Annotated in this window: 15 protein-coding genes; 1 reads left to right on the forward strand and 14 read right to left on the reverse strand. The window is 41.0% G+C overall.

The genetic code is table 11. The features are described 5' to 3' along the window. Positions 1-526: 526 nt before the first annotated feature. From tca_RS00340 to tca_RS00405, 14 genes are all read right to left on the reverse strand, one after another. On the reverse strand, positions 527-910 hold the full coding sequence (locus tag tca_RS00340; protein WP_013295924.1) for a hypothetical protein: 384 nt from the start codon (positions 908-910) through the stop codon (positions 527-529). A 410-nt stretch (positions 911-1,320) separates the two neighbouring features. Further along, complete coding sequence (locus tag tca_RS00345) at positions 1,321-1,824, reverse strand: hypothetical protein (RefSeq protein WP_010875719.1); 504 nt, start codon at positions 1,822-1,824, stop codon at positions 1,321-1,323. Positions 1,825-2,197: 373 nt separating this feature from the next. Next, positions 2,198-2,842 carry a hypothetical protein gene (locus tag tca_RS00350; protein WP_010875721.1) on the reverse strand — a complete coding sequence of 215 codons (645 nt, stop codon included), beginning with the start codon at positions 2,840-2,842 and terminating at the stop codon, positions 2,198-2,200. A gap of 160 nt (positions 2,843-3,002) precedes the next feature. Continuing rightward, positions 3,003-4,223 carry a tetratricopeptide repeat protein gene (locus tag tca_RS00355; RefSeq protein WP_261599729.1) on the reverse strand — a complete coding sequence of 407 codons (1,221 nt, stop codon included), beginning with the start codon at positions 4,221-4,223 and terminating at the stop codon, positions 3,003-3,005. Beyond that, on the reverse strand, positions 4,220-4,822 hold the full coding sequence (locus tca_RS00360) for a hypothetical protein (RefSeq protein ID WP_010875723.1): 603 nt from the start codon (positions 4,820-4,822) through the stop codon (positions 4,220-4,222). The genes tca_RS00355 and tca_RS00360 overlap by 4 nt, the downstream gene beginning before the upstream one ends. Positions 4,823-4,955: 133 nt before the next feature. Further along, a complete protein-coding gene (locus tag tca_RS00365) occupies positions 4,956-5,192 on the reverse strand; it encodes a hypothetical protein (RefSeq protein ID WP_048060734.1) in 237 nt (78 codons plus the stop codon). Positions 5,193-5,286: 94 nt separating this feature from the next. Continuing rightward, the gene (locus tag tca_RS00370; RefSeq protein ID WP_238374214.1) at positions 5,287-5,664 is read right to left on the reverse strand and encodes a hypothetical protein; all 378 of its coding nucleotides are present in this window, start codon (positions 5,662-5,664) and stop codon (positions 5,287-5,289) included. A gap of 143 nt (positions 5,665-5,807) precedes the next feature. After that, complete coding sequence (locus tca_RS00375) at positions 5,808-8,315, reverse strand: pseudomurein-binding repeat-containing protein (RefSeq protein WP_286708925.1); 2,508 nt, start codon at positions 8,313-8,315, stop codon at positions 5,808-5,810. Positions 8,316-10,046: 1,731 nt separating this feature from the next. After that, positions 10,047-10,415 (reverse strand): hypothetical protein, encoded by a 369-nt coding sequence (locus tca_RS00380; protein WP_010875732.1) that lies wholly within the window; start codon positions 10,413-10,415, stop codon positions 10,047-10,049. A 36-nt stretch (positions 10,416-10,451) separates the two neighbouring features. Beyond that, positions 10,452-10,724: a hypothetical protein gene (locus tag tca_RS00385; RefSeq protein WP_010875733.1), complete on the reverse strand. Its 273-nt coding sequence runs from the start codon at positions 10,722-10,724 to the stop codon at positions 10,452-10,454. Positions 10,725-10,784: 60 nt separating this feature from the next. Beyond that, positions 10,785-11,240, reverse strand: coding sequence for a hypothetical protein (locus tca_RS00390; RefSeq protein WP_010875734.1), 456 nt, complete (start codon positions 11,238-11,240; stop codon positions 10,785-10,787). Positions 11,241-11,276: 36 nt separating this feature from the next. Continuing rightward, the gene (locus tca_RS00395) at positions 11,277-11,948 is read right to left on the reverse strand and encodes a cysteine peptidase family C39 domain-containing protein (RefSeq protein WP_143485717.1); all 672 of its coding nucleotides are present in this window, start codon (positions 11,946-11,948) and stop codon (positions 11,277-11,279) included. After that, positions 11,903-12,181 carry a C39 family peptidase gene (locus tca_RS00400; RefSeq protein ID WP_010875736.1) on the reverse strand — a complete coding sequence of 93 codons (279 nt, stop codon included), beginning with the start codon at positions 12,179-12,181 and terminating at the stop codon, positions 11,903-11,905. The genes tca_RS00395 and tca_RS00400 overlap by 46 nt, the downstream gene beginning before the upstream one ends. Before the next feature lie 918 nt (positions 12,182-13,099). Beyond that, complete coding sequence (locus tca_RS00405; protein ID WP_010875739.1) at positions 13,100-13,411, reverse strand: DUF2769 domain-containing protein; 312 nt, start codon at positions 13,409-13,411, stop codon at positions 13,100-13,102. 231 nt (positions 13,412-13,642) lie between these two features. On the opposite strand from tca_RS00405, the gene tca_RS00410 reads away from it, so the two are divergent. Further along, positions 13,643-15,142, forward strand: a complete 1,500-nt coding sequence (locus tag tca_RS00410) for a DUF2193 domain-containing protein (protein ID WP_286708926.1) — start codon at positions 13,643-13,645, stop codon at positions 15,140-15,142. The last annotated feature ends 25 nt before the right edge of the window (positions 15,143-15,167 follow it).

A 15,167-nucleotide genomic window follows, 5' to 3' on the forward strand; every position in this document is an offset into this window, starting at 1 on the left:
TATCTCTATATAACGAATAAAACATGTGAAGGCAAGCAAGAAGAAAATTTTGATATTCAGTTCCTTCTTGGCAACCTAATATCCTTCTATGTTCCCCTTTCGAGTATGCCTAGTGTAGGGGTTGATCCATTTCTTTCAGGTCATCCCGCAAAGAAGTAGAAGCTGAATAAAAACTTAAAAGGGGCTGCTATCTGAGGCTAAAAATGCCCTGAACCTCTTTATTTTGGTGTTGATTTGTTGGTTTGTTGTTGGGTTTAACGCTCCTCAAATATATGGCATAGAAAGGAGAAGTACACCTATTAGGGACATTATAACAAAAAGTGTTTCGAGCACACCTTTTTCCTCGCCTCTAAACACCTTCTTCGACAGAAAATAGATTAGCAAAAACATATTTCCCAGTAAAAGACACGTTAACAATATAATAGGTAGTTCAGGCCTAGTATGCAGTAAAGCCAACCTACTACACGTAACAGTAAAACCAACAAAATTGTAAAACACGATAACGACCCCAAAAAAATAAAAAAGCTTAGATGTATGCTGCATCCTCCCACCTCAAACTACCATCAGGATTCTTCGGTATTTCAATATAGTGTATACAATGATCCTCACCAACATAACTTCTCAACTCATAACCATAAATCCAGGTACGATGAATCGAAATATACTTCCAATATTCTTGGGGAAGATAATGAGTCCGTATCCTTAAAATCAAATCACCTTCAGCCACTATCACACTTATAAAACCCAAAGGACCCATAACAGCAGTGACACCGGCAACAGTTGCAATATCTAATATACCATGGAAAACATCCTCTAGAATGCATGTTTGGTGTTCTATGATGAATTTTTTGATATCGTCTGTGATGTTTAGGAGGCCTGTGTAGGCTATTATTGTTGCATATGCTGCCATGTTGAGTCCTATAAATCCCTCCACAAGAGCATAATTGAGGATATCCTGGAATGTAAATCCACATAGACTTCAACATTATCATGAGTTGTGATATTTTTTATAGGTTTTTTCTAAGATTTTCCAGTTTTTTTGGGCGTGGGGGGCTGCTTTTCTTTTATGCAAGGCCAAAGAAGCCTATAATTACAAGCAAGCCTCCAAGTGCTCTGACAGTTTCATTTTCAGTTTTTCCCAACTCATCCTTGCCTAATAGGTAAATTAAGAGAAACATGTTCACTATGTAAATGGAATAGACAATTAATTTGCTGATAATATAGGGGAAACGGAGACTAACCACAACCAATGCAGCAGTAAAATAAGAAAGGAAATAACTAAAATAAAAAATGTACTTTACCATCATATCATCCTCCTAATCAGATATACACTGCTTCATCCCATCTTAAAGTACCATCTGGGTTCTTTGGGATTTCAATGTAGTGTATGCAATGGTCTTCGCCAACATAAATTTTAAGTTCATAACCATGCCGCCAAGTTCTATGGTAAGAAACATATTTCCAATATTCAGTTGGAAGATAATTCGTTCTTACATTCACAATTAAATCACCTTCTGCTAATAGTAGAGAAGCAATCGAAAAAATACCACTTGCCAAGGTGACACCTTCACTACTAAGCTCTTTTAAACTCCATATAAAAAGAATCCCATCTATAATGTCCCCTCCAATGCATGTTTGGTGTTCTATGATGAATTTTTTGATATCGTCTGTGATGTTTAGGAGGCCTGTGTAGGCTATTATTGTTGCATATGCTGCCATGTTGAGTCCTATGAGGCTGGCCCTACATAATCGAAAAAGAGGGTTTAGGATGGAAAGGTACATGGAGGTTACAAAGCCCAATATAAGCCTTCTTAGTACTATCATCTAAACCTTCAAGGTTTACAGTGCTGTTGCCATCCAGGAAAAGGACGAGCCTACTACAAAGGTTATGGCCATTAACCATCGTATTTCATCCTCTCTTTCCTTCAATTTGAATTGGAGCCAGAATAGAAGAGAAAAAATGAACAAGCCTAAAAGGTCTGCTATTGGAATCAAACCATTAAAATGTTTAATTCCAATGGAAAATAAAATAATATCGAGACAAAGAAGGGAATAAAGTATATCGAGCAAAGATTCATAATCCAAGAAAAGACACCTCCTATATCATCCACTTAGACTACCCCATTAGGGTTCGTTTGAGAATTTTAGCCCCATATAGTTGCCGCGGATCGTAAAATACGCCAAAAACTGAAAAAGCTTAGATGTATACTGCATCCTCCCACCTCAAACTACCATCAGGATTCTTCGGTATTTCAATATAGTGTATACAATGATCCTCACCAACATAACTTCTCAACTCATAACCATAAATCCAGGTACGATGAATCGAAATATACTTCCAATATTCTTGGGGAAGATAATGATCTCTAAATGTAAGTATGCCATCACCTATCCGCATACACCATCCAATTGGTTGAAATATTTCACCACCATACCTTACTAACACATATGCCAAAACCTGGATCAAACAGTGAGCAGTATCTTCTGAGATGTATGTTTGGTGTTCTATGATGAATTTTTTGATATCGTCTGTGATGTTTAGGAGGCTTGTGTAGGCTATTATTGTTGCATATGCTGCCATGTTGAGTCCTATAAATCCCTCCACAAGAGCATAATTGAGGATATCAACGAAAGCCATTGGACCTTCCAGGGCAATGTACATGGAGATTACAAGGCCAATATAAGCCTTCTTGATACTATCATCTAAACCTTCAAGGTTTACTGTGCCATTACCATCCAAGAGCGAATCTAACTTTTCAGATATTATGGCTTGGCCAAGTTCCCGAGCCCATTCTGTCTGTTGGTGGTAGTAGCAGTATGCTCCCATGAAAGCATAGATCATGTCCCTTACTATCCCTGTTGCATGGTCTATGATGAGGTATCTTCCCTGCCCGTCACTGATAAGCGTGTAATTCTCGCTTTCGAGGATGTTTAGTGACCCGCCATTGAGGAGTGTTAGGCCTATTCCTGTTGTGCGGAGGTTTTGATCCTGGGATTTGGGTTTATGGTTGATTTTTTTGGATGGTGAGTTCTTTCAGGGCTTTTTTGGCTTTTTTGTATTCTGGATCTATTTCCAGGGCTTTTTCATAGCATTTTAGTGCTTCTTTGTGTTTGCCGAGTTTTTGTAGTGTTTTTCCTTGCATGTACCATAGTGTTTTGTTTTTGGGGTTTAGTTTGAGGGCTTTCTTGTAGCATTTCAGGGCTTCCTCTGGTTTTTTGAGGTCTTCTAGGATTATGCCTTTCCATTTCCATGCATCGGCGAATTCGGGGTTTATTTCAAGGGCTTTTTGAAAGCATTCCAGCGCATCCTTATATTTTCCAAGTTCTTCGAGGACTAGTCCTTTGTTGTTCCATGTTTTGTCGTCTTCTGGATCTATTTCCAGGGCTTTTTCATAGCATTCCAGTGCCTCCTCATATCTCCCAAGTTCACTGAGGACTACTCCTTTATTGTTCCATGCTTCTGCAAGTTTGGGGTTTATCTGTAATGCTTTTTCATAGCATTCTAGTGACTCATCATATCTCCCAAGTTCATTGAAAACTAGTCCTTTGTTGTTCCAAGCTTTATCATCTTGTGGATTTAATTGGAGAACTTTGTCATAACATTTTAATGCTTCTTCATATATCTTAAGGTTATGTAATGTTATTCCTTTAGTTCCCCAAGCTCTATAATTTTTTGGATTTAGCTCTATGGCTTTTTCGAAACATTTTAGTGCCTTTTTGTATTTTTTAAGGTAAATTAGAACGGAGCCTTTATTGTACCATGCATCTGCAAGTTTGGGGTTTATCTGTAATGCTTTTTCATAGCATTCTAGTGCCTCATCATATCTCCCAAGTTCTTTGAGGACTAGTGCTTTATTGTTCCATGCTCCTGCATACTTTGGATTTATTTTTAGTGCTTTTTCATAGCATTCTAGTGCCTCATCATATCTCCCAAGTTCTTTGAGGACTAGTCCTTTGTTGTTCCATGCTTCTGCAAGTTTTGGATTGTTTTTGAGGATTTTTTCATAGCATTCTAAGGCTTTCTCTGGTCTTTTGAGTTTTAGTAGTGTTATTGCATTGTAGTGGAGGATTTCTGGGTTGTTTGGTCTTGCTTTGAGGGCTTTCCTGAATTCTTTGAGGGCTTCTTTGTATTTTCCCTGTTTTAGGCTTGATCGGCCCCCAGCAAGGTGCCATCCAGCCTTTCCCTCGGCTATCCAATCCTTTATTTTCTTAAGGGGGTTCATCCTCCAGCCTCTCTCAACTTCTTTTCTAGGTAGTTTTTGAATCCTAGTATGCAGGCTTCTATTGCTTCACGATTCTCATAGGCCAATAGGCTTCCAATAGCCATCCCAGTGCCTATTATAGTGCCTCCATGTTTTATGGCGCCCACAACATCCCCATCCTTTAAAGCCTCCTTGAACAGATCCCATTCATCCATCATGAGTTTACCTAAATTATTTATAGCCCTTCCTATATCATCAGGGTCTGGGGATGATGGGACATTCACTTGAGGAAGCTCCCCCCAATTTGTAATTCTTTTCTTCCATTCCTTGTCAGGTATTATTTTTGCTAATTCTTGTATTGGTTGTGTGTCTCCTGTTAGTAGTGTGTAGGTGATGAATGTTGGCAAACCACCAGGTGAAAGTAGCATGCTCATCATCATAGCATCTTCGATGTATGGTAGCCATTCAGGATGCTCCATGATAATAATTAGAGCCAGGGTAATAACCAAGCCTAAACCTAGTGTTTCTGGGGCTGAAAGCACACCCAATTCAAGTGCAGCTGCTTCGGCTGTTGAAACACCAGCAACACCAATAAATTTCCACCAACCACTCCAATTCAAAATTTCATTCCCAAGTTTTTTGGCTAGTTCTGTTTGTTGGTGTAGTATGCTCCCATAATATTCCTGTTTTATGTCTATTAAATGAAAAAAACCTTAACATCCCCCTTCATCTTGGCAACATGATAACTCCTCTTTATGTTCCGAATATAATTAATGCAAGGATTATGGCAATCATCCATCTTATTTCTTCTTTTTTTCCCTTCAACTCATCCACGAAGAAGTGCAACCAGAATAAAAGGAAATAAATAAACACGGTTAAAAGGGCCGCTATTGGAACCAAACCATTAAAATGCCTAATCCCAACAAAATATAAAATAATATCAACACAAATAAGAAAATAAACCTTCCCAAACAAAGATTCATAATCCAAAAAAGACCCTTCTCACTAACAATATACTGCTTCATCCCACCGTAGAGTACCATCAGGGTTCTTCGGCATTCCATGTTGTATGCAATGGGATCCTTCATACTGAAGTATTGGATTCTTTGATTAAAAGGGTTGCGACTATCAGAGCAAAAATACCTATTAATATTCTGTCTAAGATTATCATTGTTAAAGCAAAGATGTATGCTAGTATTATGGAGGATTTGGCTAACCATTCCATCTTAAGTTTCCCTATCTTATTTAAGAAGATGAAAGAGATTATGAGGAATGTGAAAGCCCCCACATCCCCCCCAAGGAAAAAAGATCCAATGGCAAGCAACACACCACCTATAACCCCATATAAGAGAAAATCCAACCTCTTTTCCCGTTCTCCTAAACCTCCTAATATCAGTAATATACAACCTATAAATACTAACATAAAAAGTATACAGCCTATGATTATTCTTAAACCTAACATAGAACCACCCATCCTTTTTCTCCAATCACCCCACCACAAATCACCTCAAAGCCAAAACCAAACACAACTTAGTAGATCTGCCACTGAAACCAACACCTAGATAATCAGCACATAAAGCTTATCAATCCAAACAAACCACCACCTTAAATATATACTGCTTCATCCCACCGTAGAGTACCATCAGGGTCCTTCGGTATTTCAATATAGTGTATACAATGATCCTCACCAACATAAGCCCTAAGCTCATAACCATGAGCCCATGTACGATGATATGCAATATATTTCCAATATTCCTCTGGGAGATAATGATCCCTAAAATCGAGTATCCCATTGCCTATAGCCATACACAAACCAACTGGCTGAAGTATTACCCCACCACCAGATTTCGATAATACATATATTACTGCTGGAAGCATATATTCAACAAAATCATTTGAAATGTATGTTTGATGTTCCACGATAAATTCTTTGATGCTGCCTGTAATGTTGTTGAGTTTGGAGTTTATGTAGGCTATTGTTGTTGCGTATGCTGCTATGTTAACTCCTATGAGGCCCTGACCCACCAAGCCATAACTGATGATTTCAACAAAGGTCATGGGGTTATGTAGGGCGAGTCGCATTGAAACTATAAGACCCATGAAGGCTTTTCCCACACTATCCCTTAAACCTTCAAGATTTACTGTGCCATTACCATCCAAGAGTGACTTTAACCTTTCAGAGGACATTATGGTTCGGCCAAGTTCTTGGGCCCATTCTGTTTGTTGGTGGTAGTAGCAGTATGCTCCCATGAAAGCATAGATCATGTCCCTTACTATCCCTGTTGCATGGTCTATGATGAGGTATCTTCCCTGCCCGTCACTGATAAGCGTGTAATTCTCGCTTTCGAGGATGTTTAGTGACCCGCCGTTGAGGAGTGTTAGGCCTATTCCTGTTGTGGGCGCGCTTGTGGGGTCTGATCCTGGGAAGAGGGCCTCCATCACATAGTATTCTATTGGATTTATAGCTGATGTTCTCGCATAATTGAATGCTTTAATGTTTTCAGGTGTGCCTTCTGCTTTCACGGCCATGTTGTGGTTGCATTCGAGGCTTATCCATGTTCCGGGGGCGTGGTCTCCTGCTGAGACCATCACTGGCATGGTCCTGGTCCATGTTACATTATAGCGCGTGGCTGCTTCTTCTGCGATGAGATCGTGGAGGTATATTACTTCAAGGCCTGTTAGGAATGTTCCGTAGGCTGCCTTTAATGGTCCGGGCTCGTATGTCCTGTTTAGCCACTTTTGTAATGTCTGGTTTGTTATCTTCCCTGTGGCGAGGGTGTAGGTTATGATGGCGTCGTAGTTGCTAGCCTCCCAGATGAGAGTGTCGTTTATTATGATATTGGGTCCTGTTTCTCCTGGTGGGTGTATGTATTGGCCGTTTGTGTAGAGTAGGAGGAGTGTTCTTGTTGATTTGTTCCCTGGGAATGTTATATTGGCTATTGTCACCTTTTCCTCGCCGGGATACTCCACACTGACCTGTAAAGGGTCTATGCACTTGTTATAGTTTGTGAGTATGAATATCTTTTCTGCCTGGGTTAAATTGAAGTTGTTGAGATATTCATTCACTTGAGGTTCTGCTCCGAGTTTTGTGTAAATTTCTATGAGTCTGTTCAGGCCAGCTATGACTTGCCAGACTATTTCTCTTTGACTCTGGCTGTTAGCCTGGTAGAATGGGTTAGTGACCTCGGCTAGTTTGTATGCTATGCCATCCTCCACAAGGAATATTGTTTCATTGAATAGGCCCGAAGATATAGCCCCTATACTAATCCATTTAACCGTGTCATTGAGCGGAATTTTAAATGTTAAATTTAGGGGCTTCCCAGAGGATGTTGCCGTGGAATTAACATGGACCGTTGCAAGCATAACCTCCAATGTAATAGTCTTCGTGTCTGTTATGCCATAGGCTTGGACTGTTAGGGTTACTTTGTAGGTTCCTGGTTTGTAGGCGTGTACTGGATTCTTCTGGGTGCTTGTGCTTTGGTCTCCGAAGTCCCATTTGTAGTATTGTATTGTCCCTGTACTTTTATCCTGGAACTGGACATTATAGCCTTGTATTGTGTAGGTGTAGTCTGCCCTTGGCCTTACTATAATTCCACCCTTACCTATAACACTATATACTGTTACATAGTTTGGTAGTCTTCCTGTGCTGTTGTAGAAGTTTATTATCCTTGCATAGGCGTAGATCAGGCTTTCGTAGCGCACTTGCCCAATGGCTGTGCTGGCATAATTCGGCGACCTCCCATAGGATTCCATGAAAGCCTTAACATTCTTTGCCACCTGCAGGTATCCTGCTTTTTGGAGTGTTCCTGTTCCTGTTCCACTTGGACTGGGCGGGGAGGCCATACTATTGAATGACAAGCCAACTCTCCTAGCCTGATCGAGGTTTATGATGGTTGTGGATGAGGCGTAGAGGTAGTCGTCTGCCGACACATTCTTACCGTTAATCACAACCTGTGATGGTATTTTTTCATGTTGTGCGGTGTAATTTCCGATCAGCTTTGAAGCGTCACAAATCTCATTATAGGATAAACTCACAGCTGAAGAACTGCCCAAAAGACAGAAACAAGAGAGGATTGCCAGAAGAAACAATAACCTCCTCACAGCCACCACCATAATATGATAACACATTATAGTATAAAAAGATTACTATCTCTTTTAGGGACGAAAAATATAAATATGAGGATTTTGGGGGTTGTTTTATTTGTAATGTTGCATGATCATGTTCTCCCTTCATTTTTTTCTGGTGTTCCTTAACATAATTGCCTCTGCTAATCTGTACGTTGTTGTTCCATTTTTTTACCTGCAGCCCCTGTAACTGTAATACCGACTCCAGAAACAGCTCACCCCAAGGATTCCAACCTAAATAGCTTCCAGATCATTAAATACTCCTAAAGCTATAACACCAAAGCCCAGCAGGTTGAAAAAGTGAAATAATTTTTCATATCTAAAAAAATCAAAGTTTTGATGTTATGAGGTATCATTCCTATAAATAGGCACAACCACTCCAAATTGCTAATATGCCTCTTCAAGTGTGTAGCCCAACCACCAGGCAACCATGCAAGCATCAGAAACAAACCTATTATACAACCCCAACTAAAGTGCCGCCAATTACATATTTTCCAACTTTATGCCAAATTAAGTTTATATATGTCAAAAGTTTATTTCCTTCTTTGTTGATCAAATGTAAGTAAAATTAACGCCGCTATAGCCACTACAGTCATAATAGTTCTTAGTGATAATGGCTGTTGGGTTAATACTACTATATAAAAAAATAAAGCCAAAAATATTGTGTAAAACAAGAGTTTTAATCTTCTTCCAGGACTATTATAAATACTTTGAAGTCTGATGTATCCATAGAAAGTTAGTATCATTAACATGAACATTAACAATCTTAACTCTAAATATTGGAAAAAATTAAATTCTATGTATAAAAAAATGCCAAAAAATACCACGCACAAAAGTAATGTTATTCTTTTTTCATTTTTTTCACTTATCTCAAACATACTTCTTCCACTCCCTAAAATTAAAATAATAATTAGGTATATGTCCACCATCCCTCATTAACATGCGCTGTTCCTATAGTACCTAAGTAAGCTGTCCCTAATAAACCAAAAAACTTACCCACTGGATGATCTGTGTAACCTAGCGTCACACAAACCCAGGCACACCCATAGTAGACTCTCCACCAGTTAAACTCCTTACCATGCCATTTACCCTTCTTCTTCAACCGGTACTTCCAGTTTTTACCAATGATCTTTTGCATTTCCTCTCTGCTTAGGACTTTTTATCTGCTATGTTCGCGATTTGATCTCTATCCGTGCTTATATGGTCTTTTGCCTTTGACGTTCTTGCATCTCCCCTAATTTTACTGGTCGTTGATTCTATTAGCTTTTGGATCCCCCTCTTTTGTGCTTGTCAATGTAAAGGTCCGATAGGAAATGCTGGTTGGAGGGTCAAGATGCTTTTGGTTTAATCTTCGCGAATAATCCCAGTGTCATCAATATTAGTGTTATGAAGAAGGATCCGAGGCAAAGGCATATTAGCCAGAAGGGGCTGAGGCCACCTAATAATGTCCCCGCGGGGCCTTTGACCACAAACTCCACCAGATTCATAATACATAATGTTAGGGCCACCACTATCATATTAACATTTTCTTCCCCTTTCATGCTGAAATGCGCTATAAAATATCCGGTCAGGACAAAATGTCATCCTAATTCACCTTTGAATAGCAAAGTATTCTCCTCTCATAATGTGGACTATAAAATATGCCAACCATATCTCCACTCAAACTGTGGGAATAATGTACAGTTATCCCAGTAGATTCCCAATCCTCAATGGGGGGTCCTAAGTCTCTTTGTTTTTAGTGGCGGTTCTTAGGAAAGTTTTCAGTTGAGGCGCGTTGATTAGGAAGAGTGTTGTCAGTAATCCGATGGCTACATACCAGTTTAAGGTGTTTAATGCTGGTTGAAGTACCAGTATGATGTAGAGGAAGAGTGCTGTGAGGACCGTCTCAACAAAAACTTTAAGCTGCCATTTATTGTGTCGATTTGAAGTTCTATAACCATAGAGGGAGAGCATGGCAAGCATCATCAGAAAAACCATTAACTCCGAGGCTCCATGGACATCAAACACATAAAGGAATGAAATTACCATAAAAACCGTGAATATGCCTAAAAAATATCTCAAATCTCTATTCCTCCTTTCATCAGACATTATAAAAACCTCCTGAATAAGAAAAATGGTGGTACTTTAATACCACCACCCACAATGTGTACGATAATAACGCCCTTCTGAGGGTTCAAACATGAGATAAAGGGCGCCAGCTTTGCCCCATGGGCCACCGTACACTGTCCCCGCAACAGCAGCCCAGTAATAAACTTTCCACCAGTTAAACTCCTTACCATGCCATTTACCCTTCTTCTTCAACCGGTACTTCCAGTTTTTACCAATGATCTTTTGCATTTCCTCTGTGCTGAGGGGTTCTATTCGCTGTGTTCTCCGCGGTTTTGTTGTAACATCCATGTTTATTCATCTTAGATGTTTAAGATCTGGGCTTCCATTTTGTTTTTTGTTCGCTGTATTTTAATAATGCTTTTGATGGCTTTTCTCAGTCTTTGGATCAGTTACTGGTCTTTTGATGATTAGCACTGTAAAGACGATATATGCGGCGGCGGTTACTGTAAGCGCGACGCATGTGGCCCCCACAACATTTTTGTTGATGGGTGTTTTTGTGAGGATGGCATTTGTTAAACCTATGAGGTTGAATCCCAGTGTGAACAGCGCGCTGATCAGTAGTGTCCTGGTAAGGCAATGATCATAGCATCCACCAAGACCTTTGATAACCCTATTCAAACCGGTCATGTACAGTATAACCATGACATCTAAAATGAGGATATAAGCTGCTGAATTAATAGCGTTTCCTGAGACAATATAGAAGAATGGGGCCAGCTCATCCCCCTGCATCCACCCTGATAAAACTACAGCCGCGCTTATGGCAAAAACCGCCAGCAACGTTAATATAAACATTTTATCTTTCATAATTTTTCTCCTCTTTTAAAATAATTGGTTGGATGGTTAGTATTCTACATAATGTATACAGTGATCACGCCCCAAGTATGCTTTCACTCTTTTATTTGGCGGGTGATATGCACAGTATTTCCAGTACTTTCGCGGCACATACTTATCCCTGACAGTGACTATTATATTACCCAAACCATATAATGTAATAGGAAGCCACCACAACTTGCCTCTAATGTTCTGCATTTCCTCTGTGCTGAGGATTTTAGCTGAGTCTGTGCCTTGTATTGGCTGATCTGTTGAGATATTCATTGGATTCATTTCATGTTCTGTCTGGTTGTCTGATGCCGTTCTGTTTTCCATTGCTTCTGTGTTATCACTGCTCTTGATTATGAGGGCGTATCCTGTGTAGATTTCTTGGAATTCTTCCAGTGACATTTCTATGTTTCCCATGGTGGGGTCTGCTAGTTTAACGGTTTCATTGTTGACTTCCCTGATGAGGGTGTAGTGTCCCACACCATCACTCATTGTATATGCGATCATGTTCTCGTGGAGTTCTGTGATGTTCAGTTTCATGCCTGTCATGTTAACGCCCTTGGCCTTTGCCGCCTCCAGGAGGCCCTGCATTGTTGTACCCTCTTCTGTGGTGCCGGCGAGGTCTGCGAGTTCATCCTCGGTTGTGTTTATTCCAAGGTTTGGAGTAGTGTGGCGAGTGCTGCCGGTCCGCAGGTGTAGTTCCTGGTCTGCAGGACCACGCCGGTGTTATCTGCTGTGATGTTATCGTCTATAGTGAACTCTGCTGGATCCGTGAAGTTCTCTTCCAAGTTATCTGCTGTGGATAAGTCCATGGGATTCGTGGAGTTACTGCTGTTATCCCGTGGGGTTTGTGCGGCCGCAGCAGCGTTAAAAGATACTGCGAGTGTTAAGAGGATCAGCAAACCCAAAAGACACGACTTTCTCATCCACTATTCACCACATATCAGGTTGATAATAAATCTATAAGAAAAACTCATATATATATTACGGTGCTATGTTAATGTATTAATCACATAAAAGGAGGCCTTTAAACATCACTCAGCTCGCCTCCGAGGTAATAGTAGCAAATAAGGAAAGATGGAGGGGGAAACAGGAGATTTCAATGAATTATTGGATGCTTAACACTATTAAAGAATCCATTTGCATGATGCTGTATTTAAGTTGGTATGACCTCCAAAATCAGATATGCCCATTACAAGTGTGGTGACGATTGGCTGCTTTAGCGTTCTTCACGATATTGATGGAGGTTGCCATGAAAAATGGATATGATAGTCAGTACACACACCGAAATGTCGAGTAACCAGGATCTCACCTCCAGGACACCATCCAGTATTGTTCTCATCATTATGAAGATGACGGCTATAATGCCTGGGGATATTTCAAGTTTATGGGATGATTCATAGAATTACATATACTGCAGCAATTATGCAAGAGTAGCCATAAATATGGTGAATGATTGGGGCTTCTTATTTTTCATTGTCATCATCTTTAGTAGAGTTGAGGATTATTTTCCCCAGTATCCATCATATATCTCTGATACCTTTTTTATGAGGTAAGAACCTGTGAGCAGGCCTCCTGCAGTGTTTAAATGTCATTCCTGCCTTTAAGAGTGTTATACAAGGTTCCGATGCCACTGATAATCTCCATGCAACCCTCTCTGATTTTGCCACAGTCTGGTTTGGGATTTCTGTCTACTTTATATGTGCTTCCATCCATGCACGTATATGGGGTATCCTTTCCCGTCCAATTTATATGTGACTTCATACTTGTAGAATGTTATTACTCTATTTCCATGTCGTTCGCTCTATTTTCTGATAAGGCGTTTTTTGATTATCTTGTAGCCTTTACCTCGATATCTTTTTGATACAGAAATAGTCAGACACATCACTTTCAGATAATATGTGCTCCTTCCATACCTCACACCCACTGCAGAGGCACTCTTCATGTGGATCTATATCCCTGCAAATGGCCCTTCCTGTGGAACAGTAGACCCCTGGAACCCTGTCTGTGTCCATGCGCATGGCGCTGTCAAGGTCCTGCTGGGTTATGAGTAGCATTATCTTCTTCTTATCCCTCACGCACCGACTTTCCCTCTGGACGGGACACTCAAGACAGAGGCACCTTCTGATGTTCTCCATGCTGAAGTCAACCTGCATGTCATCACCACAGTGGATATATGTACCTGCAGGTACTTCACATTTGCCACATGAACAGAAAAATTTTAATTAATAATCATTATAAATTGAAGTTTTTTTAGAAAATAGCTGCTATTTAAAGCTTTTGTCTTGTAACATTTAGAAACTGATATTAATGTAGATGACCTATTTAATATTGGTGGAATCTGTGTACCCTTCTAAGGGCAGGGCAGTTCTACCGAAGGTGATCTAATGGCTGAGTTGTACGAAAAAATGGTAAAAGAGGCCATGATGGCCCAGAAAGCCGATGTGGAAACCATAAAAAAGAATAGGGGAAAAGAGTTTAAAATAAAGGATACAAAGGCCTACCTGGATGTAGTGCAGGAAATGGAGGCTGCTGGAGATCAGAGCGAAGCTGTGATAAACCTGCACAAGGACTCAGTGAAGGCCCACTATGAGATACTTGACAGCCTGACAGACACCATAAGACCAGAAGACGACCCATTTGTGGAGCACTACCAGACCCCTGTGGTCCTTGAAATACTCAGAGATGAGGACAGCGAATTTGAAAAGAGCCTCCAGGCATTCATAGATGCCATAGGAAAGGCTGAGGCACTTATAGGAAGAGAGGCAATAAGAAGGTACGGCGGATTCTACGGCCCAACATGTGTGGTTGACTTCGCCCTCATGCCGGGCAGCACGAGCAACGTGGTGAACAGGATTCTCAGCAAGACAGACATCCCCGAAATGCACAAACAGGCAATACTATCAGCAAAATCATGGGGTATGAACACTTCCTACGGTATAGGGGAGGTATTTGCAAACGAACTTGAGAGGGGGGCGACCGCCGCAGAGGCAGCCCGGAAGGAAATCGAAATGGTGAAATACATCTATGAGGAGCCAGTGGAGGCCCAGGCAAAACTCATGGACGACCATGGTCATGAATCATTCGATGTAAGGGAGTACATGTCCCGCTACAGGAAGGAGATGGAGGCAACCGTCAGGGCAGCCATGGATGACGGGGTACACTACGGTAACATACTCACTGTACCAGCATACTGTGTTGGTGACATATCACACCACATAGCCCAGTCCACCTACAACATGTGCAAGGACGACGTTGTCATGGCCATAATAGAGGCAACCACCGAGGTCATGGACAGCACACTCAACAGCGCAGTATCATCATTCAAGAGTGAATACGATGTCCTTAGCCTTGCAACAGGGTCATCTGCATGTGCTGTTGAGTACATACTAGAACTTGACGGCTTCAATGCAATAGGTGTTGTCGACCTCCTCACAAAGAGGTTCCACAACTATGTCCAGCTATACCCCACAAGGGGAGCTGCAGCTGAACTGCACAACAGCGACTTCATGGACATGATATACCGTGGATGGACACACATAGATAAGGCAAGGAGGATGCTGAACGGAAAAGAGGGGCCACTTGAACCCATGGTCGGCGACTACAAGGTTGATCTCTCACCTATACACGAAAATGAAGTCATAATGAACCCACAGCGCTACACATACCCGGCATGTGCAATAACAGTGAGGTTCTCAGCCCTCATGAGACTTGCTGACTACCCATGCCTCCTTACAAGTGAACCGGTCACCGCAACACTCATGACCAACATAATCGCACTCCACAAGGAGAGCGCTGCATCACCTGCAAGGACATGTAAGAACTGCGCAGCAGCAGCCCTAATTGACTTCAGGCACAACCACTGCCAGTGGAGAGAAGCTGTATAGCTTCACCCACCCATCCATTTTTTGG

Origin of the sequence: Methanothermobacter sp. EMTCatA1 (genome assembly GCF_002356395.1) — an archaeon.
Taxonomy (GTDB): Archaea; Methanobacteriota; Methanobacteria; order Methanobacteriales; family Methanothermobacteraceae; genus Methanothermobacter; species Methanothermobacter thermautotrophicus.